Raw genomic sequence first — 25,174 nt, 5'->3', positions numbered from 1 at the left:
ACGGGGCCGTTGGCCCTGTTCGGCGGCGGGATCGCCCGCGTAGTCTCGGTGACCTGGCGCGGCGTGGCCCTCGCGCGGCGCGTGAACGGGAGGCGGATCGTGGCAAAGGCAACGCTCGGGAACCTGACGTCCAAGGAGTACGAACTCGTCCTGGAGACGGAGAAGAAGAACCTGGACACCCTCGACGAGGACGGGCTCGATGCCCTCCTCACCAGGGTTCGGCGGGCCCGCACGAAATACGTGAAGCTGCACCGCGCCGAGGTCGCCGAGCAGGTGCCGGTCAAGGCTGCCCGAGGCGCCGCCAGCCGGGCACCCCGGCGCAGCGGGGACAAGGCGGAGATCTTCGAGGAGTCCCTGGCTCGGGTCAGCGCGGCGCTGGCGAAGGCCGCTCGGGCCAGTGCCGCCGAGCTCAAGGCGGAGCGTCTCGCCGCCGCCGCCGGTGAGGCCGCCAAGGGCCCGGCCGAGCCTGCCAGTGGGCCTGCCAAGGCCTCCCGCGCGAAGGCCAGCAGCAAGGTCGGTTCGCGCGCACCGGTACAGAAGAAGACGGCCGCGAGCAGCAAGGCGCAGGGCGCTCGCCGGCAGGCCAAGAGCGACGCCCGCTGACGGGCGCTGACAGGCGTCGAGCTAGTCGCCTGCGCCTCGAGGCAGCCGGTTCGCGGCGACTGCCTCGACGTGTTCGGGACTGGCTCGACGGCTCCAGACCTCCGCTGATGCGAGCGTTGCGCCACTGACCCACGTGGCGGGTCAGTGACGCAGCGCTCGGGCAGCCATCCCGCCACCCGCGGCCCGATGCCTGGTCAGGCGGAGCGGTAGACCTCGAGCCAGCGGTCCGCGAGGAAGCGGTGCCCCTCGGGGGAGGGGTGTACCCCGTCGGCGGCGAGCGCAGTGGCGCCGGCGCGGGAGGCGGCCTGCGCGTACGGCCCGTCGGTCGCGACGAACTCGGCCCCGAACTCCTCGGCGAGACGCCGGACCGCGGCGATCTTCGGGTCCAGGTCCTCGCGCCAGGCCCACTGGTCGCCGCGGACCGGCAGCAGGAACGGCTCCACGAGCAGGATCCGGCCGATGCCCGCCGCCCGGGCGCGGGTGAGCAGGTCGCGGTAGCCGGTCTCGTAGGACTGCGCGGACGTCGGGTCGTCGTTGTCGTAGCGGCGCCAGGTGTCGTTGATGCCGATCATGATCGAGAGCACGTCGGGGGTGTGCGCGAGGACGTCCGCGTCCCAGCGGGCCCGCAGGTCCACGACGCGGTTGCCGCTGATGCCGGTGTTGATCACCCGCTCGCCCGGCAGGTCCGCGGCAACGAGGGCGGCATAGCCGGAGCCAAGGTCGGCGAGGTCGTCACGGTCACGTCCGGCGTCGGTGATCGAGTCACCCGTCAGAAGAATGGTCACGATCGGGCAGCCTACCCATCGACGCCCGAGGGGTGAACACCCTGTGGTCGGTATCCGGACGGACTTCTAGGATGAGCGCGATCGGCGGCGCGGGCGCGCCGTGCCCATGTTGCAGAGAGGCATCCATGTCGGACATCCAGGACCTCAGGGTCGTCATCACCGGGGGAGCGGCCGGCATCGGCGCGGCCACGGCGTCGGAGTTCCTCACGCAGGGCGCGCGGGTCGCGGTCCTGGACCTGACCGAGTCCCCGGATGAGGGTGTCGCCTCCTTCGTCTGTGACATCACCGACGAGGCGGCCACCAGGGCGGCCATCGCCGCCGCGGCCGAGGCCCTCGACGGCATCGACGCGATCATCAACAACGCCGGCATCGGCGCCCAGGGCACCGTCGAGGACGGCGACCTGGACATCTGGCGCAAGGTGCTCGACGTGAACGTCGTCGGCATCGCCTCCGTCACCCGGGCCGCGCTGCCCTACCTGCGCCGGTCGGACCGGGCCGCCGTGGTGAACATGTCCTCGATCGTCGCGCTCGTCGGCCTCGTACAGCGGGCCGCGTACGCGGCGAGCAAGGGCGCGGTGCTGGCCCTGACGAAGGCGATGGCCGCCGACCACGTGGGCGAGGGCATCCGGGTCAACGGCGTGGCACCCGGCACGGTCGGCACCGAGTGGGTCGGCCGACTGCTCGCGAACGCCGCGGACCCGGTCGCCGAACGCGCCGCGCTCGAGGGCCGGCAGCCGATGGGCCGGCTGGTGGCGCCGGAGGACGTGGCCAAGGCCGTCGTCTTCCTGGCCTCCCCGGCCAGCGGGTCGGTGACGGGCACCTGCCTGTCCGTGGACGGTGGCACGGCCGGGATCCAGCTACCCCGCCCCGCGCCGGCCACGTGATCGACCTCCCCCCGGTCGGCGTCGGCGGGGCCGCGTTCGGCAACCTCTACGGACCGGTGCCCGACGCCGTCGCCGAAGACATCCTCGCCGCGGCCTGGGCCGCCGGGCTGCGCTACTTCGACACCGCACCGCACTACGGCCTCGGCATGTCCGAGGAACGCCTCGGTGCCCTGCTCGCGCAGCGGCCGCGCGAGGAGTACGTGCTGTCCACCAAGGTGGGCCGGCTGCTCGAACCCAACCCGGACCACGTGCCCGGCGAACTGGACACCGAGAATGGGTTCTGGGTGCCGACCACCCGCCGTCGGGTCGTGGATCTGAGCCCGGCCGGGATCCGCGCCAGCCTCACCGCGAGCCTGGAGCGCCTCGGCCTCGACCGCGTCGACGTGGCCTACCTGCACGACCCCGAGGAGTATCCGCGCGCGGACGCGCACGCCGCCGTCAGGACCCTGATCGAGCTGCGCGAGGAGGGCCTGGTCGCCGCGATCGGAGCCGGCGCGAAGGACGTCGAGGTGCTCGTCGACCTGGTGCGCGGCGCCGCGCCCACCGGCGGGCAAGGTGGGCATGGGATCGACCTGGTCATGGTCGCCGGCCGGTACACCTTGCTCGAACAGCCGGCCTGGCCCGAGCTGGTGCCGGCCTGCGCCGAGCACGGGGTCGGGATCGTGAACGTGGGCGTGTTCAACTCGGGGCTGCTCGCGCGGCCGCGGGTGGCACCCGATGCCCACTACGAGTACGGGCCCGCGCCCGCCGCGATCGTCGAGCGCGCGAACGCGATCGCCGCCATCTGCGCCCGGTTCGGGGTGGACCTGCCGACCGCGGCCGTGCACTTCGGGCGCCGCGCCCGGGGCGTCGTCAACGCGACGTTCGGCCTCAGCTCCGCCGCCGAGGTGCGCCAACTCGCGGATCGCCTGACCACCGACGTCGATGACCGGCTGTGGGCCGCCCTGGTCGCGGAAGGACTCCTGCCCGACGGCGTGGTCGCGCCCTAGCCTGCGACGTCACCGTGCCGGGTCGGCGCCTCGCAAGGCGCCTACGCGCCCACGTAGAAGAACTGCTCCGAGGGGCAGGTCTCCGGGATCTCGACGCGGTTGTCCTCACGCAACGGCCCCGAGCCGAGCCCGCCGCCGAGTTCGATCTGTTCCCCGACCGACACGGACATGCCCTGCACGCGCAGGGTCTGCCCGTCCCACTCCACCTCGGGCCACGGGAACACCGGCGTGACCTCCATCGGCCGCGACGGGTCCGCCTCCAGCGACACCTCGGTACGGACCACGAGGCAACCGCCGTCGAGCACCAGGGTCCCGACGAGCAGCGCGCCGTCCCCACCCTCGGCGTCCTCGGCGGCCCAGGTCGCCAGCGCGTCCGGCCGGTCCGCGTCTGACGGCTCGCCGGAGCCACCCGCGCACGCACTGACGGCGACCGCCAGTGCGCAGGCGAGCACCGCCGTCATACCCGAACGAATCGCCATGATCACCGCGCCTGCCTCCTGCACTCCATTGTGACACTTCTCACGTCATTCGTTGAATGACCGCGCCATGGGGGATGATGGACATCAGGCGCGCATGGTTCGCGCCGGCATCGCGGTTCTTCATGCGCCGGCCACTCGGCCAGGCAGCACCAGTGTCGACCACTGCGGTGAACCCAACGAACGAGAGAAACAACTCCTTGTCATCAATGACTCCTGCCCAGACGCCGTCATTCTCGGCCCTGGGCGTTCCGGCTGCGCTGGTCAAGTCCCTGACCGCGCGCGGCATCACCGAACCCTTCCCCATCCAGACCGCCACCCTGCGGGACACCCTCGCCGGGCGCGACGTGCTCGGCCGCGGCCGGACCGGCTCCGGCAAGACCATCGCGTTCGCGGTGCCCCTGGTGGCGCGGCTGACCGACGGCCGCCGGGCCGCCTCCCGCAAGCCCCGCGGTCTCGTGCTCGCCCCGACCCGTGAGCTCGCCAGCCAGATCGCCGAGACCATCGCACCGCTCGCCGCGGCCGCGGGCCTGCGCCACACCGTCATCTTCGGCGGCGTCGGCCAGGGGAAGCAGGTCACCGCGCTGAACGACGGCGTGGACATCCTGATCGCGTGCCCGGGTCGCCTCGAGGACCTCAAGGGCCAGGGTTACCTGAACCTGGAGAACATCGAGATCGCGGTTCTCGACGAGGCCGACCACATGGCCGACCTCGGCTTCCTGCCCGCCGTGAAGCGGATCATGGACGCCACCCCGCGCGGCGGCCAGCGGATGCTGTTCTCCGCGACGCTCGACAACGGCGTGGACATCATCGTCAAGCGCTACCTGACCGACCCGCTGACCCACTCGGTGGACTCGGCCTCGTCCCCGGTCGCGGCCATGGAGCACCACATCTTCGAGGTGTCCGGTGCGGACGCCAAGCGCGACATCATCGAGCAGCTCGCCGCCGGTACCTCCCGCCGGCTGCTGTTCACCCGGACGAAGCACCAGGCCAAGAAGTTGGCCCGGCAGCTCACCGCGAGCGGGATCCCCGCCGTCGACCTCCATGGGAACCTGTCCCAGAACGCCCGTGAGCGCAACCTCGACGCGTTCTCCACCGGCGCCGTCCGGGTGCTCGTGGCCACGGACATCGCTGCCCGCGGGATCCACGTGGATGACATCGAGCTCGTCGTGCACGTGGACCCGCCGGCCGAGCACAAGGCGTACCTGCACCGCTCCGGTCGCACCGCGCGGGCCGGCTCCGGTGGCACCGTGGTCACGCTGATGCTCCCCGAGCAGCGCGGCGACGTGCGTCAGCTGACCCGCGCCGCGAAGATCACGGCCTCCCCGGTGCGTCCGGACGCGGCCACCGTGGCCAAGCTCGTCGGTGACGTCGCCCCCAAGGTGGACCCATCACGGGCCCCCGCAGCAGCGGCGACTGCGCCTGCGCCGTCGGGTCCCGGTCGCGGCCGCTCCGGTGGCGGCGGTCGTGGCGGTGAGCGCTCCGGCGCCGGTGCCCGTACCGGTGGCCGCTCGCGCGGTGCACGTTCGCAGGGCGAGGGCGCGGGTTCGCGTTCCGGCGGCGCGTCTGACGGCGCCCGTTCCGGTGGTGGTCGTTCCGGCGCCCCGACCGGTGGCGCCCGTTCCGGTGGTGGTCGCTCCGGCGCCCCGACCGGTGGCGCCCGTTCCGGTGGGGGACGCTCCGGCGGCCCCCGCGGTGGCGGCTCGTCGTTGACGTACTCCACCAACAGCGGGGGCTCCAGCACCGGCGGCCAGACTCGTTCGGGCATGCAGGCATCCTGGGCCGGTGAGCGACCGGCAGCCGCCGGGTCCGGTTCCGGCGGCGGTGCGCCGCGGGGCAGCCGCGGTGGGCGCCGTTCCGGCCGTCCAGCCGGCTCCCCGGCGCAGGGTCGCTGACCCAGCACCGGTAACCACACCGAACTCGAGGTCCTCGTCCTACCGGACGGGGGCCTCGAGCCGTCTGGCGTCACGCGAGCGCGGCGACACCCGAAGGTGCCGACGGCCGACGGCGACGCGCGAGCATCGCCGACGGCCGCCGTCGAGCGTTCGTTCGGCGGTGCTCAGCCGACCACTCGGCGGCGCAGCAGCAGCAGAACGGCCCCACCCATGAGCAGCGCGACGGCCGGTGCCAGGAGTGACATCTGTGCGCCCGTCGCGGCCAGCTCGGGTCCGGCCGCGGGTGCCGCGGCGGGTGGGTCATCGGTCGGCGCCACGACCTCGGCCACCGTGATGATGAGTTCCTGGGCGGACCCCGCGTAGTCGGCGTCGCCGCTGTAAGTGGCGGTCAGGGTGGTCGTTCCGGCCGGGCCTGCCGTCCAGGCGATGGTGGCGACACCACCCGACACGGCGGCGGTGCCGATCTCGATGCCGTCGGCGGAGAAAGTCACGGTCCCGGACGGCGTCGGTCCTGCCGGCGGGGTGACGGCTCGGCTCCCGGCTCATGCCCCCGCGGGTGCGACGACCTCGTCCCCGGCTCCGGTCACGAGCGCCGACAGCGTCACCGACTGGCCCTCGGTCGGGACGGAAGGATCCGCGGAAAGGATGGTCGTCGTCGCTCGAACGGCCGGGGCTGCGGTCACGGTCACGGTCACGGTCTCGGCGGTCGCGGACGCGTGGATGGCATCACCGGAGTAGGTCAGGTCGAACTGGTAGGTCCCGGGGGTCGGTGGGACGAAGGTCGTCTCGGCCGTCGCGGCGTAGGGGAAGTCCCCAGCCGTGGTCACGGGCAGTTCGGCGATGGCCTCGCTGGACCCATCGTGCGTCGCCGTGATGGTCAGGGTGCCGCCGCCGCCCGGCGCGTCGAACTGGTGGATCAGGCCGGTCAGCGAGATCGGCTCGCCTGCCACCGCGTCCACGGTCGCGGTGCTCAGGTGTGCGGCGGTGCCCAGGTTGGCGTAGCCGATGGTGATGACTCCCGGACCGGTGTTGGCCGACTCGCTCGTGACCGTGATGCCGTCGCCGACGAACCCGGAGCCCCCGCCGCCGCCCCGGAAGGCTTGCTGCGCCCCGGCGCCGCCGAAGTAGCCGCCACCTCCGCCGCCGCTGCCCTGGCCCCCGGTGTCGGCGCCCTGCTGGCCCTGTCCAGGGACGAAGTCGGTGCCATCGAATGTGGCCGGCAGCGGCGAGGCGCCACCGTAACCGGCCGCGGTCACGGTGGCGCCCGCGACATGGGTGCCATCGACCGCAGGGTCGGCGTCAGGTCCGGAGCCGGTGAAGCCGCCGGCCCCGCCGTAGCCGTTGCCGCCGTAGGCCTCCCAGTCACTGCTATCGCGGGCGCCTCCGCCGCCGCCGCCGGCGGCGAGCAGCAGGTCCCAGTCCCCGGGGTGCTCAGCGAAGAGGAAGCTGCCGCCTCCGCCGCCGCCGCCATAGCCGTTGCCGTAGCTGCCGGCGCCGCCGCCGTAGCCGCCGCGACCGCCCGCGTGACTGACCTCCCCGACGTCGCCGACCACGAGCGCCAACTGCTGTCCCGGCTCGACGGCGATCGCGGCCTCGGCGCGGCCGCCGGCGCCGCCGTCGGAGAAGTACCTGCCGCCGGCACCGCCGGCGACGACCACGGTGACCTCCGTGATGTGGTCCGGGACCGTCCACAACTGCGGTGCGCCGGTGACGCCGAAGGTCTGCGTGCACAGCGTCGCCCCATCGCAGGGGTCGCCCTCTGCGGCGACCGCCGGTGGCGCGGCGCCGAGGGCCAGCAGCAGAGCCACGGCAGCAGGAGCGGAGAATCTCAGGGCACGGCGCATAGCGCACTCCAGGGGTCCGACCGTCCCCCCGTGGGTCGGCAGCACATGAAGACTACGCGTGTGGCCACCCCACATCAACGCGTCTTGGGATGTGGCCGGGGCGAGGGCCCTGTCCGCCTACCGGTCGCGGTTGTCCTCACGGACCCGCGCGTGCCTAGGCTTGGGGCCATCAGGTCCACCGCGCCGGCTGCGGCTCCCATCGGGAGTCGAACGGCGCGGGACGCGCCCACCGACGACCCCGAGAAGAGCAACGTGGCCTCTGACTCCCGTGACCTCAGCTACCTGACCGACCCGGACCCGCACACCGGCCGCCTGCCCGCCCGGGCCCGACTGACCAGCGACGCCCCCGCCGTCGACCTGGATGGCGACTGGGCGTTCCGGCTGGCGAGCGACACGCTCGACCTGACCCCCGCCGTCGGCGCCGAGGACCTCGACGATGCGGACTGGGACCGGATCACGGTGCCCGGCTCCTGGCAGTTCGTCGGGCTGCCGGGCGAGCCGAAGTACACGCCGCCCGCCTACACCAACGTCGTCTATCCGTTCCCGGTGGACCCGCCGCATGTGCCGGACGCGAACCCGACCGGGGAGTACCGGCGCACCTTCACGGTGCCCGCGCTCACCGGCGGCACCCGCGCGGTGCTGCGGTTCGAGGGGGTCGACTCGACCTTCGTGGTCTGGGTGAACGGGACCGAGGTCGGGACCAGCGCGGGCAGCCGGCTCGCGGCAGAGTTCGACGTGACCGGGCTGGTCCGCGAGGGCGCCAACACGGTTGCGGTGCGGGTGCACCAGTGGTCCGCGGCGAGCTACCTCGAGGACCAGGACATGTGGTGGCTGTCCGGGATCTACCGGTCCGTGCGGCTGCTGCTGCTCCCCGCCGGCGGCATCGAGGACGTGTTCGCGCACGCCGACTACGACCACACCACCGGCACCGGGACGCTCGCGGTCGAGGTGACCACCCGTGACGGCGCCGCCGCCGTGCTCGACGTCCCCGAGCTCGGCCTGCACGGCGTGGACCCGGCCGGGCCGCATACGCTCGACGTCGAGCCGTGGAGCGCCGAGGTTCCGCGGCTGTACGACGCGGTCCTGCGCACGCCGACCGAGCAGGTGACCCTGCGCCTCGGCTTCCGCACGGTGCGCGTCGCGGACGGGTTGATCACCGTCAACGGCGCGAACATCCTGTTCCGCGGCGTGAACCGGCACGAGTGGCACCCCGAGACCGGGCGGACCCTCGACACCGAGACGATGCTCGCCGACGTGCTGCTCATGAAGCGGCACAACATCAACGCCGTGCGGACCTCGCACTACCCGCCGGACGCCCGGTTCCTCGACCTGTGCGACTCCTACGGGCTCTGGGTCATCGACGAGTGCGACCTCGAGACCCACGGTTTCGGCCTGAACGGCTGGCGCGGCAACCCCAGCGACTCCCCGGACTTCGCCGACGCGTTGCTGGCCCGGATGCGGCGCACGGTGGAGCGGGACAAGAACCACGCCAGTGTCATCGCCTGGTCCCTCGGCAACGAGAGCGGCACCGGCGTGAACCTGGCCGCGATGGCTGCCTGGACCAAGGACCGCGACCCGAGCCGGTTCCTGCACTACGAGGGCGACTGGGACAGCGGCTACGTGGACGTCTACTCCCGGATGTACGCCGACCACGCCGAGACCGAGGCGATCGGTCGCGGCGCGGAGAACCCGACGACGGACCCGGCGCTGGACGCTCGCCGACGCGGCCTGCCGTTCATCCAGTGCGAGTACGCGCACGCGATGGGCAACGGGCCGGGCGGGCTGACCGAGTACCAGGACCTGTTCCACACCTACGACCGGCTGCACGGCGGCTTCGTCTGGGAGTGGATCGACCACGGCATCACCCGCACCACCGACGACGGCCGGCCCTACTACGCCTATGGCGGGGACTTCGGCGAGGTGCTCCACGACGGGAGCTTCATCACCGACGGCCTCGTGTTCCCCGACCGCACGCCCTCGCCCGGCCTGCGCGAGTACAAGAAGGTGATCGCCCCGATCGAGATCGAGGCCTTCGACGGCGGCGCGCGGGCGCGGGTCCGCAACCGGTACGCCGTGCTGTCCACCGCGGGCCTGGTGGTGCGCTGGGACGTGGAGGTCGACGGCGAAGGCGTCGCCTCCGGTGACGTGGAACTGCCGGACATCGCGGCCGGGGAGGTCGGCGAGGTGGACCTCTCCCCGGCGGTCGCGGTGGCACTGCCGGACGGGGTCGACGGCGAGGCCTGGCTGAACCTGCGGGTGCGGCTCGGCGCCGACACGGCCTGGGCGGACGCCGGGCACGAGATCGCGTGGACCCAGCACCTGCTGCGCGACCGCGCCGAGGCCTTGGTGCGCGTAGGCGGCGGCGCCGCCGAACGGACCGAAGCGGGCTACGCCGTCGGGCCGGCGCGGTTCGACGCCCGCGGAACCCTGATCGGGCTCGGCGACCTCCCCGTCACCGGAGCACGGCTCGACCTGTGGCGGGCGCCGACGGACAACGACGTCGGCTGGGACGACGTGGCGGCGGCGTGGCGCAAGGTCGGCCTCGACCGCACCGAGCAGCGGATGGTCTCGGTGGACGTCGAGGGCGACCGCCTGCGGGTCGTGACGCACACGATGGCGGCCGCGGTGGACGTCGGGATGCGCGCGGTCTGGACGTGGACCGCCACGGCCGACGGGGTGCTGCTGGACGTGGCCACCGAGGCGATCGGCACCTGGACCACGACGGTGCCCCGGATCGGGGTGCGCCTCGGGCTGCCTGCGGCACTGACCGACGTGACCTGGTTCGGGCTCGGGCCCGGGGAGGCCTACGCGGATACCCGGCGGGCGCCGCACGTGGGCAGGTTCGGCTCGACCGTGGCGGACCTGCAGACGCCGTACGTGTTCCCGCAGGAGAACGGGAACCGGGCGGACGTGCGCTGGGCCGAACTGCGCGACGGTGAGCGCGCCGGGGTCGGGCTGCGCGCCCCGGACCTGGTGGACCTGACCGTGCGCCCGTGGACGTCGGAGGACCTCGACGCGGGCAAGCACACGACGGACCTGGTGCCGGGCGATCTGACCTGGGTGAACCTCGACGCCGCACAGACCGGGATCGGCACCAACTCCTGCGGCCCGGGCGTGCTCGCGCAGCACCGACTGCTCGCGGCCCCGGCTCGGATCACGGTGGAGCTGCGCACCCTCTGAGCCAGACCTGGGCGGGAGGTATCACCCCGCGCTAGCGTGTTCGACCTCGGACCATTCCGTTCTGGGCGAACACCGCGCATCCACGGAAGAGTTCGGCGGGGTCCGGCTGTTCGGCGGAAGGTGGGCGTTGACGTGAGCACGAACAGCACAGACAGCACGAGCAGCACAGAGGACAAAGGGGGCACGGTCGACCGTGTGGACCGGCCCGGGCGGCCGGTCCGGGACGGGCCGCAGAGCCGGACCCACCGCAAGCACCTGATCGGCCAACTGCCCGCGCCGCTGCGCACGTTCCTGGCGACCGAGGCGGGTGGCGCGACCCTGCTGCTGGTGGCCGCGGCGCTCGCGGTGATCTGGGCGAACTCGCCGTGGTCGGCCTCGTACGAGGCGATCTGGGACGCGGACGCCGTGATCGGGCTCGGCCCCTGGATGCTCGAGATGCACCTCGGGCACTGGGTGAACGACGGCCTCATGGTCGTGTTCTTCTTCGTCATCGGACTCGAGGTCCGGCAGGAGCTCGCCACCGGGGAGCTCACCGACCGACGCCGCGTCGTGGTCCCGGTGCTCGCCGGCATCGGCGGCATGCTGATCCCGGCGGCGTTCTACCTCGCCCTGAACGCCGGCACCGAGGCGGCGCACGGGTGGGGGATCGTGATCGGCACGGACACCGCGTTCCTGCTCGGCGCCCTGGCGCTGGTGGGTCCCGCGGTGTCCACCCAGCTTCGGATCTTCCTGCTCACCCTCACCGTGGTCGACGACCTCGTGGCCGTCAGCGTGATCGGCGTCGCCTACTCCGACGACCTGGACCTCGGTGCGCTCGTGATCGCGGCGGTGTGTCTGCTCGGCCTCGTGGTGCTGAGCCGGTGCCAGGTGTGGCAGGCGTGGCCGTACGTAGTCACGGTGGTCGTGCTCTGGCTGGCCACCCTCGCCTCCGGGGTGCACCCCTCCATCGCCGGGATGGCCGCCGGGCTGCTCGTGCCGGCGTTCCTGCCGCGACGCCAGGAGGTCGAGGGGGCGGCCCGGCAGTTCGCCGCGTTCCGTCAGTCGCCCCGCCCCGACTCCGGGCTCACCGTGCAGGCGGGCGTGGCCCGGTCGATCTCGGTGAACGAACGGCTGCAGATGGTGCTGCACCCGTGGACGTCGTACCTGATCGTGCCGGTGTTCGCGCTCGCGAACGCGGGAGTCGACCTGCGCGGCGGGGTGCTGGCCGACGCACTGGGGTCGCCGGTGACCTGGGGCGTCGTGGCCGGCCTGGTGCTCGGCAAGACGGTCGGGATCAGCCTCGGTGCGTTCGCCGGGGTGCGGGCCCGCCTCGGATCGCTACCGCAGGGGGTGGCGCCCGGGCACGTGGTCGGCGGCGCCGCGCTCTCCGGGATCGGGTTCACGGTGGCCCTGCTGATCGTGGATCTGGCGTTCGGCGACTCGGTGATCGCCGATGAGGCCCGGGTCGGGGTGCTGCTCGCGGCCGTGCTGGCGGTCGCGGTCGGCGCCCTGGTGTTCCGCCTGGCCGCGAGGTTCCGCGGCGAGACCAACGCGAGCCTGCCGATGGTGCTCTCCGAGCCGGTCGACCCGGAGCGCGACCACATCCGGGGCCCGGTGGACGCCCCACTCACGCTCGTGGAGTACGGGGACTTCGAGTGTCCGTTCTGCGCCAAGGCCACCGGCGTGGCCCGTGAGTTGCGCGAGCACTACGGCGACGAGCTGCGCTACGTGTTCCGCCACCTGCCGCTGCCGGACCTGCATCCGCACGCCGAGCTCGCCGCGGTCGCGGCCGAGGCTGCCGCCCACCAGGGCCGGTTCTGGGAGATGCACGATCTGCTGTTCCGGCGCCAGGACGAGCTCGAGGTGGAGGACCTGGTCGGGTACGCGGCGGACCTGGGCCTGGATGTGGAGGTCTTCATGCGCGGGGTGGACAAGGAGATGCTCAGGCGGCGGGTGCGCGAGGACGTCGCCAGCGCCGAGGCCAGCGGTGCCCGCGGCACTCCGACCTTCTTCGTGGGGGAACGGCGCCACCTCGGCCCGCACGACACCGCCTCCCTGATCGCGGCGCTCGAGGCCTCCCGGGTCCCTGCCTGACCCGGTCTCGCAGGACGGCCGGTCGGTGGCAGACTCTGCCGGATGCAGCAGCAGCAACGGGCACGAATGCTCACGGACCGGTCACCACTCGCGCTCGGGCTGCGGGCGCTGATCGTGGTGCTCGGGGTGGTCGCCGAGGTGTGGAACCTGACCGAGTTGGCCTCGGGCGCCGGCGCGGTGGCGGACCACTTCGCGTACTTCACGATCCACACCAACCTGCTGGTCATCGTTGTGCTCGGCTGGGCGATCGGCGTGCCGCCGGCGCGCCGGCCCGCCTGGTTCGACCCGCTGCGCGGGGCGATGACCACGTACATCGTGCTCACCGGGATCCTGTACAACCTGCTGCTCGCGGCGCCCGGGGAGATGTTCTCCTGGGCGGTGCACCCGCCGAACCTGCTGCAGCACCGGATCATCCCGATCCTCGTCGCCGTCGACTGGCTGCTGATCCCGACGGTGCGGCGGCTGCGGCTGTCCCGGTTCTGGGTCTGGCTCGCCTACCCGGTGGGCTACCTCGCGTTCACGCTCATCCGTGGCCCGCTCGTCGGCGACTGGTACCCGTACTTCTTCCTCGACCCGAACGAGTTCGGCGGCTACGCGGGCCTGCTCGTGCCGATCCTCGGGCTGGTGGTGGTGTTCGCCGTCGGGGCGTTCGTGGTGTGCGCGGTCGGGGTGGTGCGATACCGGCCGCGACCGGTCAGGGTCGGATCGTCGCAGGGCGTCCCGCGGTGAGGTGATGCACCGCGTGGTCGTCCCCCGCGCGCACTGAGACGGTCGTGTCCCGATCCGGGGTGAGGGTCGCGGTGCGGAGCCCGCCATGGGCCCACTCGAGGTCGACGGTGATCGCGCCGCGCACCCGCAGGCCGTGCACGGCGCCGTCGGCCCACGCGGGCGGCAGGCAGGGCAGCAGGTGGATCTCGCGGACGCCGTCGGAGGTGAACCGGTGGCCCTGCACCAGCAGCTCGGCGACGCCGGCCGTGAAGCCGAGGTTGCCGTCGATCTGGAACGGCGGATGCGCGCACAGCAGGCTGCGGTACACGCCGCCGCCCTGCACGGAGACCACGGCCGGCCCGGCCTGTTCCACCGGCCGCAGGAACGCATCGATGGCCGCCTGCGCCCCGTCCGGATCGCGCAGCCGGGCGCGCAGGTTCAGCCGCCACGCGAGCGACCACCCAGTCGACGCCAGCCCGCGGGCAGCCAGTGTGGCCAGGGCGGCCGCAGCCAGGTCCGGCGCCTGGTCCGGGTCGATGGACGTGCCCGGGTGGACGCCGAACAGGTGGCTCTGGTGGCGGTGCTCCGGCTCGGCCTCGGGCAGGTCCGCGAGGTGCCACTCGGCGATGCGCCCATCGGCCATCACTCGCTCGCCGGGCAGCCGGGCCAGCGCGGCATCGACGCGAGCCAGCAGCGGTTCGTCGGCGAACGGGCCGCCGTCGCCCACGTCCACGCCCGCCAGTCGGCGGACGCCGGCGAGCAGGTCGCGGGCCATGGCCAGGTCCGAGGTGGTGGACGCGGTCACCGCGCCCGGGGTCCCGTCCGCCGTGACGAAGGAGTTCTCCGGGGAGGTGGCCGGGCTGGTGCCGAGGGTGCCGTCCGGCATCGCCACCAGGGTGTCGAGCACGAACTGCGCGGCGCCGAGGATGACCGGCCGGGCGCGGGCCAGCGCGTCGAGGTCGCCGGTGAAGTCGTAGTGGTCGATCAGGTGCCGGGTCAGCCAGACCCCGCCGAACGGCCAGAACGACCACCGCGCGGGGTGGGTGCCGTCGCCGACGGGGTCGGTGAACGCCCAGGCGTCGGAGTTGTGGTGGGCCACCCAGCCGCCGGCCCGGTAGATCTCCCGGGCGGTGCCACTGCCGGCCGCGGCCAGGTCCTCGAGCCACCGGGTCAGCGGCTCGTCACACTCCGCGAGATTGGTGCTCAGCGCCGGCCAGTAGTTCATCTCGGTGTTGATGTTGATCGTGTAGTTGCTGCGCCACGGCGGGCGCAGGGACTCGTTCCAGATGCCCTGGAGGTTGAGCGGCAGCGTGCCGGGCCGTGATCCGGCGATGGTCAGGTACCGCCCGTAGGCGAACGCCAGAGCGGCGAGGGAGGAGTCGGTGCCGGTCGCCCGGTGCTCGCGCAGCCGCTCGTCGGTGTCCCGGCTCGCACCCGGCCCGCGGCCCAGTCGCAGCCCGACCCGGTCGAAGAGAGCACGGTGATCGGCGACGTGCGCCGCGCGGAGGTCCGCGAACGTGCTCGCGTCGGCCCGCTCGAGCCGCTCGGATGCCTCGGCCAGCAGCCGGGTCCCGTCGCCGTGCAGGACGCGGTGGGCGCCGGCGTAGTCGCTCTGCGAGGCGAGCAGCACGGTCAGCCAGGTCGCTCCGCGCACCTCGAGGCCCGTGGTCCGTGCGGTCACGACGCCATCGGTCTGCAGGCGCAGGGCCACCGCGCAGGTGACCGCCGCGCCGGGCGGAGGTGGCGTCGCCGGCGGCGCGCCCGCGGCGGGTCCGGGCGCGTTCGGGTCGGTGGAGACCGCCGGCATCCGCACGAGGGCGGACCAGGTGGCACCCCGCGGCGATCCCGCCGCGCGCACCTCCAACAGCCGGTGATCCGAACCGACCCGGACCACCAGGTCTGTGGGCGCCTGCATCCGCCGGTGGGCCACCAGCGCCCCGGCGGGTCGGCTGGCGAACACCTCCTGGTGCACCGCTGCGCCGCCGTCGGACCAGGAATGCCCCGCGACCGCCTCGTCGAGCCGGAGCCACCTGCGGTAGTCCGCCGTGGTCTCCGGCGCACCGGCGTCGGTGATCCAGAGGTCGACGAGCGGTTGATAGGCCTCGCTGCGGCCGCTCTGGAGCCGTTGCACCAGGGCCTCGGCGCGGGGGACGTCGCCCGCGGCGACCGCGGCCCTGGCAGCGGCCAGGACCTCCGGGGCCTGCCCGGGCACCAGGCCGGCGCCGCGGGTCGGCCGGACCCGGGGCGCGCCGGTCCAGCAGGTGTCGTCGTTGATCTGCAATCGGTCCTGCGCGGTGCCGCCGAAGGCCATGGCGCCCAGGTTCCCGTTGCCGATCGGTAGGGCATCGGTCCAGGCGAGCGCGGGCGTGGCGTAGCGCAGCGCCACGTCCGGTGTTGCTGTGGTCACGGCCGGCGGCACGGCACTCCCTCGATCGCTTGCGTCAGTGGCCGCAGAATCCTATGTGCGTTCGCCCTCACCGGTGGGTCGCTGCTCAGGGCGTGAGCCACTCGGGCGCGCCTCCTCCAGGTACTCGCCGATCAGGGCCAGGTTCTGGATCGCGGCGAGCCCGAACTGGGACGCGTCGTTGGTGGAGACGAACGGGGCCTCGTCCACCGGCTCGAGCACGCCCGGACCGTCGATCCGGGTCCGGGCCCAGTGTTGCTCGCGGCACAGCGCGTTGACGTTGACCATGTCCCCGGAGTCCACGAAGAACCGCCGCCACGCGAAGGCGGCCAACTCGGCGTCGCCGGTGCGGTGGGCCGCGTACGCGGTGAGCCGGCTGTGTGCCTGGATCAACGAGATCCCTGTCAGCGACTGCCCCAGCTCCGCCTCCTGGGTGGCCGCGTCCGCCAGGTAGAGCCGGCAGTACTGCAGCCACGCCTGCTCGAAGCCCGGCACGTCGGCGAGGTCGATCAGCTCCGAGCACACCTCCACCAGGCCGAAGACGGCGCTCAGGTGTGACACGGCGATCCGCTCGCGGGAGGTGTCGAACCGGCCGGTGGACAGGTCCAGGCGGGCCTCCCCGGTGAGGAACCCGTTCGCAAGCGCGCCGATGTCCTCCATCGTGCCGAGCAGCTTGTCCCGGGCGACGGTGTCCCCGTGCCGCTCCCACCGGGTCAGCCAGGTCGCCGCCAGCGCGCCCCAGTCGGTGCCGAGCCCGACGGAGAGGGCGGCCGGGTCGGGCGAGTAGACGTCGATGCGGACCTTGCGGGTGGCGTCCACGCCGAGCAGAGCGCGCTCGGAGGTGGCGAGCTCGTCGAGCAGGTCCCCGACCCGTTCGTCCGCCGTCAGGTAGTAGTAGAACCGCCGGTAGGCCGGGTTCGAGATCCGCAGCTGCTTGGCGCTGCACCCCCAGTGCTGCACGTTGTGCCGGGTACCCAGCCCCGCGAACGCACCCGCGTGGTAGACGTCCACCTCGCCGGTGTGCCGGGTCATCGCCTCCGCGAACCGGAACAGGTCCGCCCGCCCCGAACGCAGGAAGGACAGCCAGAACCACAGGTCCGGGGACAGCTCGGAGTTGTCCCAGGCGTACCCGCCGACGTCGTAGCGCCAGGTGTGCCGGTCCGCGTCGTAGGTGTGCATGACGTCGCCGTAGTCCCAGAAGCCGTACCAGCGGCGCTGCTCCACCTGGTCGAGGTAGAACGCGAGCAGGAAGTCGTTGCGGTCCTCGATCGCGGCCCGCGCCGGCGTGGACCGGTCCACCGGGGCCCAGTCGCCGAACACCCCGGCCGCATGCAGCCGGTCCGGGTCGGTCACCAGCAGTGGGGGCGTCGCCAGTGCCGCGGCCCGGTTCGCAAGAACGGCCGACGACGGCGTCCCCGCCACCGCGGTCAGGCTCAGCTCGTGGGTGCGGGCGATGCCGTTGGCATCGCCGAAGCCGGGCTCGTAGTCCTCGTAGGTGATCTCCAGCGCGTCCAGCTGGTCGGCGTAGCCGTCCTGGCCGAGTCCGTCGTGGAAGAACCGCTGGTCCATGGCCCGCGACTCCGGCGACCACAGCCACACGGTCAGCTCACCGGCGTCGGTCGTGGCGCCGCGGACGTCGATCTGGGTGGGCGCGCCCTTCCAGAAGTCCCGCAGGCCGAGTTCCAGCCCGCCGGAGGTATCGCCGAGATAGGCGTACCCACCGGCCCGGGTGCCGCCACCGATGCCGACCCAGCCCACGCCGTCGGCCGTGCGTTTGCGGACGGTGTAACCGTCCGGGCTGCCCTGGTGCAGCGTCCAGTCGTTCCACGTGGGTACCCAGCGCAGCCGTTCGGCGACGGCCGGGGCCCAGTCGGCGGTGGGCGGAGTGGGCCGACCGGTCACCTGGGCGGCGCGGACGTCGCTGCCGGGGTTGCGGCGCAGGCCGGTGATGCCGCGCACCGCCTCGGTGAGGAACCCGCCGGAGCTGCCGGCCAGGCGCACGTGCCGGTCGTGGGGCTGCTCGCGCAACGGCACCTCGAACCGGACCCCGAGGCCGGCGAGGAAGTCGTGGTCGGGGTCGCCGTCCCAGACGAAGGAGTGCATCAGGCGCACGGTGGGTGAGCCGGCGTACGAGTACAGACGCACGGTGAACGGTAGCCACTCGCGGGCGTCGCCGTCGGTGCCATCGCTGCCGTGCACGCCGTCGATGCGCAGCACGGCGCGCACCGGACCGCTCTGCTCCACGGTCACCGAACGCACCCGGGAGGAGAACGGCGTGCGAGGCTGCGGGCCGTCGTCGTCGGGGCCGGCGGCGAGCAGGCTGACCAGGCGGCCGGCGCGGGCGACGACCCGGCCGCCCGTCTCGATCTCGGCGACCAGGTGCGCACCCGTGCGCGGCACCCTGATCCGGATCACGCCGGTGTCCACGAGCACGGCCTCGCCGGTCTCGGTGACGGACACCTCCCGGGCCGGCCGGATCGGCTCGGCGCCGGCCTCGAGCGCGTACGCGTCGCGGGGTGCGGCGGGGGCGGCGGCGTGCGCCGTCCACTTCACGGACCCGTCCGGCCAGGTCGCGGTGACCCAGGTCTGCACCGGCTCCGGGGTCCCGCCCGCGGTCCGCAGGGCGATCGGGGTGCCGGCCGCCAGCGACCCACGGGCCCAGGGCACGCCCCACGTGACGCCGGTCGCGGCGGCGGGGGTGTCCTCCAGCCAGTGCAGGGCGGTGCTGGGCAGGCTCACGGTGTCGCGCTGGATGGTCGCGGACGGTGCAGCAGTGGGATCGGCGGGCATGAGGCTCCTGGGTCGGGTGGGTCTTCGGTGCACTCACGCAGTCGCCAGGACGGGCGCCAGTGCCTCGGCGACGATCCGGGCCACGGCGGTCGCGCCGGTGACGTTGAAGTGGGTGTCGTCGGTGACGCCGTCGGGGTAGTTGGGGTGCTCGCCGGGGCCGAACTGCGTGAACAGGGACCGGGACCCGTCCTCGCCGAGACCCTCGTACAGGTCCGTGGTGGCCGCGGCCAGGTCGATCAGCGGAACCCGCTCGGCCGCGGCCAGGGCCCGGACGGCGGCCGGGTAGTCGCCGTGGGTCGGCTCGAGGGCGCCGGCGGCGAAGGCGCGCCGCTGCACGCTCGAGCACAGCACCGGTGCGGCGCCGGCCCGGCGTACCTCGGCGAGCATCCGGAGCAGGTTGGCCGTGTAGCCCGCGCGGGCCCCGAGGACGTCGGGTTGCTTCTGGTCGTTGTGACCGAACTGCAGCACGACGACGTCACCCGCGGTGGCCTCCCAGAGCAGCGCGTCCCACAGGCCGTCCGCGCGCAGCGACGCCGTGGTGGCCCCGCCCTTGGCGAAGTTGTGCACCACCACGCCGGGCGTGAACGTGGCCAGGTGCGCGCCCCAGCCGGACATCGCGGCCTCGTGCGGCGGGCAGGCCGCCACCGTGGAGTCGCCCGCGAGCAGGATCCTCATCCCTTCACGCTCCCGATCAGCATGCCCTTGGCGAAGTGCTTCTGGAGGAACGGGTAGGCGAGCAGGACCGGGATGGTGGCGACCATGACGACGGCGAACTTGATGCCCTGGGCCGGTGGCGGGAGCTCGTTGCCGAGGTCCTCTCCGGTGAGGGAGGACGCGGCGGTGACCTGGCGCAGGAACATCTGCAGGGTCCACTTGGACGTGTCGCTGAGGTAGATCAGGGGCGACATGTAGTCGTTCCAGATCCCGACGGCGTAGAACAGGGCGAACGTGGCCAGCACCGGCTTGGACAGGGGCATGACCACGCTGCGCAGGATCCGCAACTCGTTCGCGCCGTCGATCTTGGCCGATTCCTCGAGCTCCTTCGGGAGTTCCTGGAAGAAGTTCTTGATGATGATCAGGCTGAACGGGTTGATCGCCGCGGGCAGGATCAGGGCCCAGTAGGTGTCCAGTAGGCCGAGCTGCTTCACGACCAGGAACGTCGGGATCAGGCCCGCCGAGAACACCATGGTGAACACGACCAGGGACATGATGGTGCGTCGCCCGGGCAGGTCGATCTTGGACAGCGGGTAGGCCATCAGTGCGGTCAGGACGAGCTGGATCGCGGTCCCGACACCGGTCACCGCGATGGTGGTGATGAAGGCGCGCACGAACACGCTCGAGCTGAGGATCGAGGCGTAGGCGTCGGTGGTGAACTCGTTCGGCCAGAGGAAGAACGGCCGGGTGGTCAGCTCGTACTCGGTGGCGAAGGAGCCGGCGAGCACGTACAGGAACGGCAGGATCGCGATGGTGCCGACGGCGATCAGGACGGTGACGTTGACGGCGTCGAACACCTTGCCGGCCGGGGTGTTGAACCGGTACTTGACCCTGGCCATCAGAAGATCCCCTGCTGGTTGAAGCGCTTGGCGAGCCAGTTCGTCCCGAAGATCAGGATCACGCCGACGATCGCCTTGGCCAGGCCGACGGCCGTGGCGTAGGAGTAGGAGCCCTGCTGGATCCCGACGAAGTAGACGTAGGTGTCGAACACGTCCGCGACCGTGCGGTTCAGGGCGTTGGACATCAGGTAGATCTGCTCGAACCCGGTGTTCAGGATCTGACCGGTCTGCAGGATCAGCAGCACAATGATCGTGGAGCGGATGGACGGCAGCGTGATGTGCCAGACCCGCTGCCAGCGGCCGGCGCCGTCGATGATCGCGGCCTCGTACTGCTCCTGGTCCACCCCAGCCAGGGCGGCGAGGAAGATGATCGTTCCCCAGCCGGTGTTCTTCCACACGTCCTGCAGCACGATCAGCGGCCGGAACCACGCCGGATCGGCCAGGAAGTTCGTCTCGGTTCCCATGACGTCGTTGAGCAGGGTCCACAGCGGACCGTTCCCGATCGCGAACAACAGGCCGGTCAGGGAGACCACCACGGTCCAGGACAGGAAGTGCGGGACGTAGACGAGGGTCTGCACCGTCCGCTTGAGGATGTTCAGGCGCAACTCGTTCAGCAGCAGCGCCATCACGATCGTCAGAGGGAACGCGATGAACAGACTCAACGCCGCCAGGATCAGGGTGTTGCGCAGCAGCCGCGGGAAGTCGGGGTTGGTGAAGAACGTCTCGAAGTGTTCCCACCCCACCCACGGGCTGCCCTCGATGCCCAGGAACGGGATGTAGTCGCGGAACGCGATCTGGGCCCCGTACATCGGCCAGAACCGGAACAACAGGAAGTAGATGATGCCCGGCAGCATCAGGAACAGCAGCCAGCGGTAGCGCGCCAGGGTCTCGCGGACATTGCGGCGGTTCTGTGGGCGCAGCGTCGCCGCGGACGCCCCACTCGCGGCCTGGGCCTCGATGAGTGTGGCCATGCCGGCCTCCTCTCCTACGTCAGGGGGTGGAGGCCGACCACCGGCCGGCCTCCACCGCGATCAGCCGAGCTCGCTGTAGAGCTCGTTCATCTCGGCGATCACCTGGTCGCCGCCCTGGGAGTGCCAGCGGTCGATGACGTCCTGCAGCCCGGCCTCGTCGATCTGACCGGCGATGAACTGGATCCGTGCATCGGAGATCAGGGTGTCGAGCTGGGTGCCGCTGGACATGTAGGTGTCGGAGACCAGGGAGGCGCCCGGATTGAAGACCGCGTTCTCGAGGTCCTCTGCCTGCAGGTCGAGGCGGAGCTGGGCCAGCCCCTCGTCGAACGGGGTCTCCGGCCGGGTCGAGTACGCGTTGTAGCCGGCCACGTTCATGCCGAGCTGCGCCCAGGCGCCGGTGACCTGGTCGGTGAAGTCCTGGCGGTCCGGGTTGAACTCCGCGTAGTCGTCCACGACGGTGAAGTTGTCACCCTCGATGCCGTTGTTCAGGAGGATCTGCGCCTCGGTGGAGGTCAGGTCGTTCAGAACCGTGAGCACCTGCTCCAGCTGCTCCTCGGTCTCCACCGAGGAGCGCGGGATGGCGAGGAAGCCGGAGTACCCGCTGGTGGGCATGGCGAACGTCCCGTTCGGGCCCTCGGGCTGACCGACGAGCGCCACATAGGACTCGAAGTTCTCCGGGTCCTGCTCGCGGAAGAGGTCGACCAGCTGCGGAGCCCGCGACTGGACGTCGATGATGATGCCGCCCTGACCGTTCACGAAGGGCTCGTTCCAGGTGGCCGGGTCCATCGTGGCGTAGTCCGGGTTGGTGTAGCCGTTCTGGACGAGGTCGCGCTCGTAGAGCACCGCCTCCATCCACTCGTCGGTGGTGAATGACGGGACCAGTTCCCCGCCCTCGTCGGTCCAGAGGTTGCCGGCGCCGTGCCAGAGTTCCAGCGCGTCGTACGGGCTGTTGGACCCGATCGACCCGGGCCAGGCGGGGTTGATGAACCCGTAGGTGTCGTCCTGCCCGTTGCCATCGGGATCGTCCTCGGTGAACGCACGCGCCACCTCGAAGAGTTCGTCGGTGGTCTGCGGCTGTTCGAGGCCGAGGTTGGCGAGCCAGTCCGCGCGCAGGATGATGCAGTGCCGGATGACGTCGCGGGCCCGGTAGATGCCGAAGACCCGGCCGTTCACGCCGGACGCCTCCTCCACGTCCGGGTTCTCCGAGACGAGGTTCGGGTAGTCGCCGGAGCGGAGGTAGTCGGTCAGGTCCCAGAACCCGCCGGCCTCCGCCGTCTGCACGAACGCCTGGGTCTTGCCCTGGATCACCATGACGTCCGGGATGTCGTCGCCGGCGAGGACCACGTTCGTGCGCTCGCCGTAGGCCGTGTTCGGCACCCACTGCACGGACAGGTCCACCCCGGTCAGTTCGCTGAGTGCCTGGTCGATCAGGTCGTCCTCCTCCGGTGGCACGGCCGCGAAGTAGGGCGCCATGATGGACAGGCTCGAGAGCGCATCGTCGCCGTCGCCGCCGTCTTCACCGCCGCCGTCGTCGGCACCTCCGCTCGTGCACGCGGCGGTCAGTGCGAGACCGGTCACGGTCAGGATCGCGAGCGGTGCTCGCAGTCGCTTCCTCGGTGTCATGGTCGGTGTTCCTTTCGTCATCATTGGCGAGGTCAAACGGTGGTGCTGGAGGGATCCGCCTCCACCTGGCGGTCATTGGCGGCGAAGAAGGACAGGCACAGCGCAGTGCACAGGTACAGCCAGACGCCGATCGAGACGGTCGGCAGCAGGCCCGGCAGCCACGCGGTGACGGCGGCCACGAGGGTGGTCGTGGCGGCGAGCAGGAGGGGGACGCCGGGGAACCGGAGGGCGAACGCGAACGCGAGGCGAAGGCAGTCCCGGGCGCGCAGGTCGTAGTGGGCGTCCATGGTGATCACGAGGAGCTGGTGGGTGACGGTCAGCGCCGCGGCCGCCACCAGGGCGACCACCAGCGCGGTGCGGCCCGGCTCGCCCCAGAACGCGGTGAGGTTGAGGCCGAGGATCGTCAGCAGGAGCCAACCCGGTGCCTGGAGCAGGTTCGCCCGGCGCAGTTGTCCGCGCCAGGTCGAGGCGAACGTGCGCAGCAACGGCTGTGCGTCCCCGCGGATCCGGCCCCGGCTGCACGCGGCCGCGGCCGCGACCGCCGGGGCGAACCCCAGCACCACGCCGCCGACCACCGTGAACGCGAGCACCAGGGCGTTCAGGACGGCCACGTACCCGATGGTGTCCGCCCAGCCGTACCAGCGTTCGGTGCGGCCCGGTGTGTAGGACGAGGTCTGGGCGGTCGTCACGGTGCGCCCCGGGGTGCGTGAACAGCGCCGTGACGCCGTTCGTGAACGTTCACGAATTTGAGTGTCATGGGCCTTTCCTCGAAGTGCGGCTGCGTGTCGGCCGGTATGGAGCCCGGTCGGGCAGGTGGCCGGGCCGAAGCCGGCTGGGGTCGGGGGTTCGTTGGTGGTGCAGTTGTGGGCCGAGCGAGTGATGGGCGTCAGCGCCCCACCTGGCCGGAGCGGACTGCGACTTCGCAGGCTGCTCGGACGAGACTCGGTGAACGTTAGGGTTGAAAGCATTCACTGTCAAGAGGCTGGGAAAGCGGTCTCCGTCCGGATGGCGGCGTGGCCGCGGAATCCGGTCGACCGGTGTCAGGTGGGGTCTAGGCTCGCGCTCACAAGTGGAAGCCAGGGGAGTTGGGAATCGCATGGTGGCGAGCCGTCGAACGCGTCCGGGGATGAATGACGTGGCCAGGGTGGCGGGCGTGTCGCACCAGACGGTGTCCCGCGTGCTGAATGACCACCCGAACGTTCGGGACAGCACCCGCGAGCGGGTGCTCGCCGCGATCGCCGAACTCGGCTACCGGCGCAACAGTGCCGCCCGGGCGCTGGTCACGCACCGGTCCGGCATCATCGGGATCATCACCAGCGGCTCGGTGCATTCCGGCCCGGCGAGCACCCTCGCAGTGCTCGAGCGCACGGCCAGGGCGGCCGGCTACTTCGTCACCGTGGCGGCGGCCCCGCGCCCCACGCCGGAGCTGATGCAGGAGATCTTCGGCTCGTTCATGGACCAGTCGGTCGAAGGTGTCGTCGTGATCGCGCAGGGCGACGAGGTGGCCGGCGCCGCCCGGGCGGCATTCGCCGAGGTGCCGTTGCTGATGATCTCCTCGCTCACGCCGGAGCCGGACGACCCGCCGCTGGTGTCCGTTGACCAGGAGGCGGGGGCGCGGCTGGTCGCCCGCTACCTGCTCGACCAGGGGCACCGGGACGTGGTGCACGTGGCCGGCCCCGGGGACTGGTTCGACGCCCGGGCCCGGGTGCGCGGGTGGCAAGCGGAGTTGAGCGAGGCCGACGTCGCCCCGCGCCAGGACCTCGCCGGCGACTGGAGCGCGGGCTCCGGGTACGCGGCCGGGCAGTCGCTGCTCGAGGACCTGCCCACGGCGGTCTTCGCGGCGAACGACCAGATGGCGCTCGGCGTCCTGCGCGCGTTCGCGGAGGCCGGCGTGGACGTGCCCGGGCAGGTCTCCGTGGTCGGCTTCGACGACATCGTCGGCGCGGACAACTTCTTCCCGCCACTGACCACGGTTCGGCAGGACTTCGAGGCCCTCGGCCGGCTTGCGATCGACGCCCTGGTCGCGGCGATCGCCGGCGAGGCGGCGGCCCGCGACCTGGTCGCGCCGGTGCTGGTGGAGCGGGCCAGCTCGGGGCCACCGCGTCCCTGAGTTCGCGGTGAGAGAGCGGAAGTGGCAACCACGACAGCACTTTCGGCTGGGTGGCGGGCGGGGTGGTCCGGTGAGAGAGCGGAAGTGGCAACCACAACAGCACTTTCGGCCGGGCGGCGGGCAGCGCGGGCACGGGTGAGGGAGCGATTTGGCGCCGCTTCGGCACGCTCGCGCGGGAGTACGTCGCGGCTAGGTTGGCAAGTCTTGTTGTGAGCGTTAACACATTCGCGATACGGTGTATGGGGCGAGGACGCCCGTGACATTCGGGGCAACGACGCGAAAGAGG

18 protein-coding genes and 1 pseudogene are annotated in these 25,174 nt (G+C 72.1%); 8 read left to right on the top strand and 11 right to left on the bottom strand.

Going from position 1 to position 25,174, the window contains the following annotated elements:
• Positions 1–99: 99 nt before the first annotated feature.
• Positions 100–603, top strand: a complete 504-nt coding sequence (locus KCQ71_RS14970) for a hypothetical protein (RefSeq protein ID WP_223407259.1) — start codon at positions 100–102, stop codon at positions 601–603.
• A 194-nt stretch (positions 604–797) separates the two neighbouring features.
• Here KCQ71_RS14970 and KCQ71_RS14965 read toward each other — a convergent pair whose 3' ends face one another.
• Positions 798–1,388, bottom strand: coding sequence for an SGNH/GDSL hydrolase family protein (locus tag KCQ71_RS14965; RefSeq protein WP_223407257.1), 591 nt, complete (start codon positions 1,386–1,388; stop codon positions 798–800).
• Positions 1,389–1,513: 125 nt separating this feature from the next.
• On the opposite strand from KCQ71_RS14965, the gene KCQ71_RS14960 reads away from it, so the two are divergent.
• Together KCQ71_RS14960 and KCQ71_RS14955 are read left to right on the top strand one after the other, a co-directional pair.
• The gene (locus tag KCQ71_RS14960) at positions 1,514–2,272 is read left to right on the top strand and encodes an SDR family NAD(P)-dependent oxidoreductase (RefSeq protein WP_223407256.1); all 759 of its coding nucleotides are present in this window, start codon (positions 1,514–1,516) and stop codon (positions 2,270–2,272) included.
• Positions 2,269–3,261: an aldo/keto reductase gene (locus KCQ71_RS14955; RefSeq protein WP_223407254.1), complete on the top strand. Its 993-nt coding sequence runs from the start codon at positions 2,269–2,271 to the stop codon at positions 3,259–3,261. The genes KCQ71_RS14960 and KCQ71_RS14955 overlap by 4 nt, the downstream gene beginning before the upstream one ends.
• Positions 3,262–3,302: 41 nt before the next feature.
• Here the strand turns inward: KCQ71_RS14955 and KCQ71_RS14950 are convergent, their stop codons facing one another.
• Positions 3,303–3,740, bottom strand: a complete 438-nt coding sequence (locus tag KCQ71_RS14950; RefSeq protein WP_223407252.1) for a hypothetical protein — start codon at positions 3,738–3,740, stop codon at positions 3,303–3,305.
• Between the two features lie 206 nt (positions 3,741–3,946).
• On the opposite strand from KCQ71_RS14950, the gene KCQ71_RS14945 reads away from it, so the two are divergent.
• On the top strand, positions 3,947–5,632 hold the full coding sequence (locus KCQ71_RS14945) for a DEAD/DEAH box helicase (protein WP_223407249.1): 1,686 nt from the start codon (positions 3,947–3,949) through the stop codon (positions 5,630–5,632).
• 164 nt (positions 5,633–5,796) lie between these two features.
• On the opposite strand, the pseudogene KCQ71_RS14940 reads toward KCQ71_RS14945, so the two are convergent.
• Both KCQ71_RS14940 and KCQ71_RS14935 read right to left on the bottom strand, forming a co-directional pair.
• A pseudogene (locus tag KCQ71_RS14940) lies at positions 5,797–6,150 on the bottom strand (Ig-like domain-containing protein); the annotation flags it as partial.
• Positions 6,151–6,174: 24 nt separating this feature from the next.
• On the bottom strand, positions 6,175–7,440 hold the full coding sequence (locus KCQ71_RS14935; RefSeq protein ID WP_223407245.1) for a glycine-rich protein: 1,266 nt from the start codon (positions 7,438–7,440) through the stop codon (positions 6,175–6,177).
• Between the two features lie 288 nt (positions 7,441–7,728).
• Between KCQ71_RS14935 and KCQ71_RS14930 the strand changes: the two genes are divergently transcribed.
• From KCQ71_RS14930 to KCQ71_RS14920, 3 genes are all read left to right on the top strand, one after another.
• Positions 7,729–10,656, top strand: coding sequence for a glycoside hydrolase family 2 TIM barrel-domain containing protein (locus KCQ71_RS14930; protein ID WP_223407243.1), 2,928 nt, complete (start codon positions 7,729–7,731; stop codon positions 10,654–10,656).
• A 132-nt stretch (positions 10,657–10,788) separates the two neighbouring features.
• Positions 10,789–12,729 carry a Na+/H+ antiporter NhaA gene (gene nhaA, locus KCQ71_RS14925; protein ID WP_223407241.1) on the top strand — a complete coding sequence of 647 codons (1,941 nt, stop codon included), beginning with the start codon at positions 10,789–10,791 and terminating at the stop codon, positions 12,727–12,729.
• Between the two features lie 42 nt (positions 12,730–12,771).
• Entirely contained in the window at positions 12,772–13,458 is a 687-nt protein-coding gene (locus KCQ71_RS14920) for a Pr6Pr family membrane protein (protein WP_223407239.1), read from the top strand.
• On the opposite strand, the gene KCQ71_RS14915 is transcribed toward KCQ71_RS14920, so the two are convergent.
• Genes KCQ71_RS14915 through KCQ71_RS14885 form a run of 7 tightly spaced genes read right to left on the bottom strand, consistent with a single transcriptional unit; the run spans position 13,424 to position 23,467 of the window.
• Positions 13,424–15,844, bottom strand: coding sequence for a glycosyl hydrolase family 95 catalytic domain-containing protein (locus KCQ71_RS14915; RefSeq protein WP_223407237.1), 2,421 nt, complete (start codon positions 15,842–15,844; stop codon positions 13,424–13,426). The genes KCQ71_RS14920 and KCQ71_RS14915 overlap by 35 nt on opposite strands.
• Positions 15,845–15,895: 51 nt before the next feature.
• Positions 15,896–18,631: an exo-rhamnogalacturonan lyase family protein gene (locus KCQ71_RS14910; RefSeq protein ID WP_223407235.1), complete on the bottom strand. Its 2,736-nt coding sequence runs from the start codon at positions 18,629–18,631 to the stop codon at positions 15,896–15,898.
• Between the two features lie 33 nt (positions 18,632–18,664).
• Positions 18,665–19,306: a rhamnogalacturonan acetylesterase gene (locus KCQ71_RS14905; RefSeq protein WP_223407233.1), complete on the bottom strand. Its 642-nt coding sequence runs from the start codon at positions 19,304–19,306 to the stop codon at positions 18,665–18,667.
• Positions 19,303–20,184 (bottom strand): carbohydrate ABC transporter permease, encoded by an 882-nt coding sequence (locus KCQ71_RS14900; RefSeq protein WP_223407232.1) that lies wholly within the window; start codon positions 20,182–20,184, stop codon positions 19,303–19,305. The genes KCQ71_RS14905 and KCQ71_RS14900 overlap by 4 nt, the downstream gene beginning before the upstream one ends.
• The gene (locus KCQ71_RS14895) at positions 20,184–21,155 is read right to left on the bottom strand and encodes an ABC transporter permease (protein ID WP_223407230.1); all 972 of its coding nucleotides are present in this window, start codon (positions 21,153–21,155) and stop codon (positions 20,184–20,186) included. The genes KCQ71_RS14900 and KCQ71_RS14895 overlap by 1 nt, the downstream gene beginning before the upstream one ends.
• Positions 21,156–21,215: 60 nt before the next feature.
• Positions 21,216–22,778, bottom strand: coding sequence for an extracellular solute-binding protein (locus KCQ71_RS14890; RefSeq protein ID WP_223407228.1), 1,563 nt, complete (start codon positions 22,776–22,778; stop codon positions 21,216–21,218).
• 32 nt (positions 22,779–22,810) lie between these two features.
• Positions 22,811–23,467, bottom strand: a complete 657-nt coding sequence (locus KCQ71_RS14885; RefSeq protein ID WP_223407226.1) for a DUF624 domain-containing protein — start codon at positions 23,465–23,467, stop codon at positions 22,811–22,813.
• Between the two features lie 407 nt (positions 23,468–23,874).
• Between KCQ71_RS14885 and KCQ71_RS14880 the strand changes: the two genes are divergently transcribed.
• On the top strand, positions 23,875–24,888 hold the full coding sequence (locus tag KCQ71_RS14880) for a LacI family DNA-binding transcriptional regulator (protein ID WP_308116645.1): 1,014 nt from the start codon (positions 23,875–23,877) through the stop codon (positions 24,886–24,888).
• Positions 24,889–25,174: the final 286 nt, after the last annotated feature.

The organism is Occultella gossypii (assembly GCF_019947135.1).
Taxonomy (GTDB): Bacteria; Actinomycetota; Actinomycetes; order Actinomycetales; family Beutenbergiaceae; genus Occultella; species Occultella gossypii.
Note: the sequence above shows the minus strand (reverse complement) of the source record. Positions and strands in the feature narration are given on the sequence as shown.

Excerpts from the sequence above, each read along its gene's own strand:
- KCQ71_RS14895 (WP_223407230.1), bottom strand. The coding sequence starts at position 21,155 with ATGGCCACACTCATCGAGGCCCAGGCCGCGAGTGGGGCGTCCGCGGCG.
- KCQ71_RS14950 (WP_223407252.1), bottom strand. The coding sequence starts at position 3,740 with ATGGCGATTCGTTCGGGTATGACGGCGGTGCTCGCCTGCGCACTGGCG.
- KCQ71_RS14900 (WP_223407232.1), bottom strand. The coding sequence starts at position 20,184 with ATGGCCAGGGTCAAGTACCGGTTCAACACCCCGGCCGGCAAGGTGTTC.
- KCQ71_RS14960 (WP_223407256.1), top strand. The coding sequence starts at position 1,514 with ATGTCGGACATCCAGGACCTCAGGGTCGTCATCACCGGGGGAGCGGCC.
- KCQ71_RS14905 (WP_223407233.1), bottom strand. The coding sequence starts at position 19,306 with ATGAGGATCCTGCTCGCGGGCGACTCCACGGTGGCGGCCTGCCCGCCG.
- KCQ71_RS14890 (WP_223407228.1), bottom strand. The coding sequence starts at position 22,778 with ATGACACCGAGGAAGCGACTGCGAGCACCGCTCGCGATCCTGACCGTG.
- KCQ71_RS14920 (WP_223407239.1), top strand. The coding sequence starts at position 12,772 with ATGCAGCAGCAGCAACGGGCACGAATGCTCACGGACCGGTCACCACTC.
- KCQ71_RS14910 (WP_223407235.1), bottom strand. The coding sequence starts at position 18,631 with ATGCCCGCCGATCCCACTGCTGCACCGTCCGCGACCATCCAGCGCGAC.
- KCQ71_RS14880 (WP_308116645.1), top strand. The coding sequence starts at position 23,875 with ATGGTGGCGAGCCGTCGAACGCGTCCGGGGATGAATGACGTGGCCAGG.
- KCQ71_RS14945 (WP_223407249.1), top strand. The coding sequence starts at position 3,947 with ATGACTCCTGCCCAGACGCCGTCATTCTCGGCCCTGGGCGTTCCGGCT.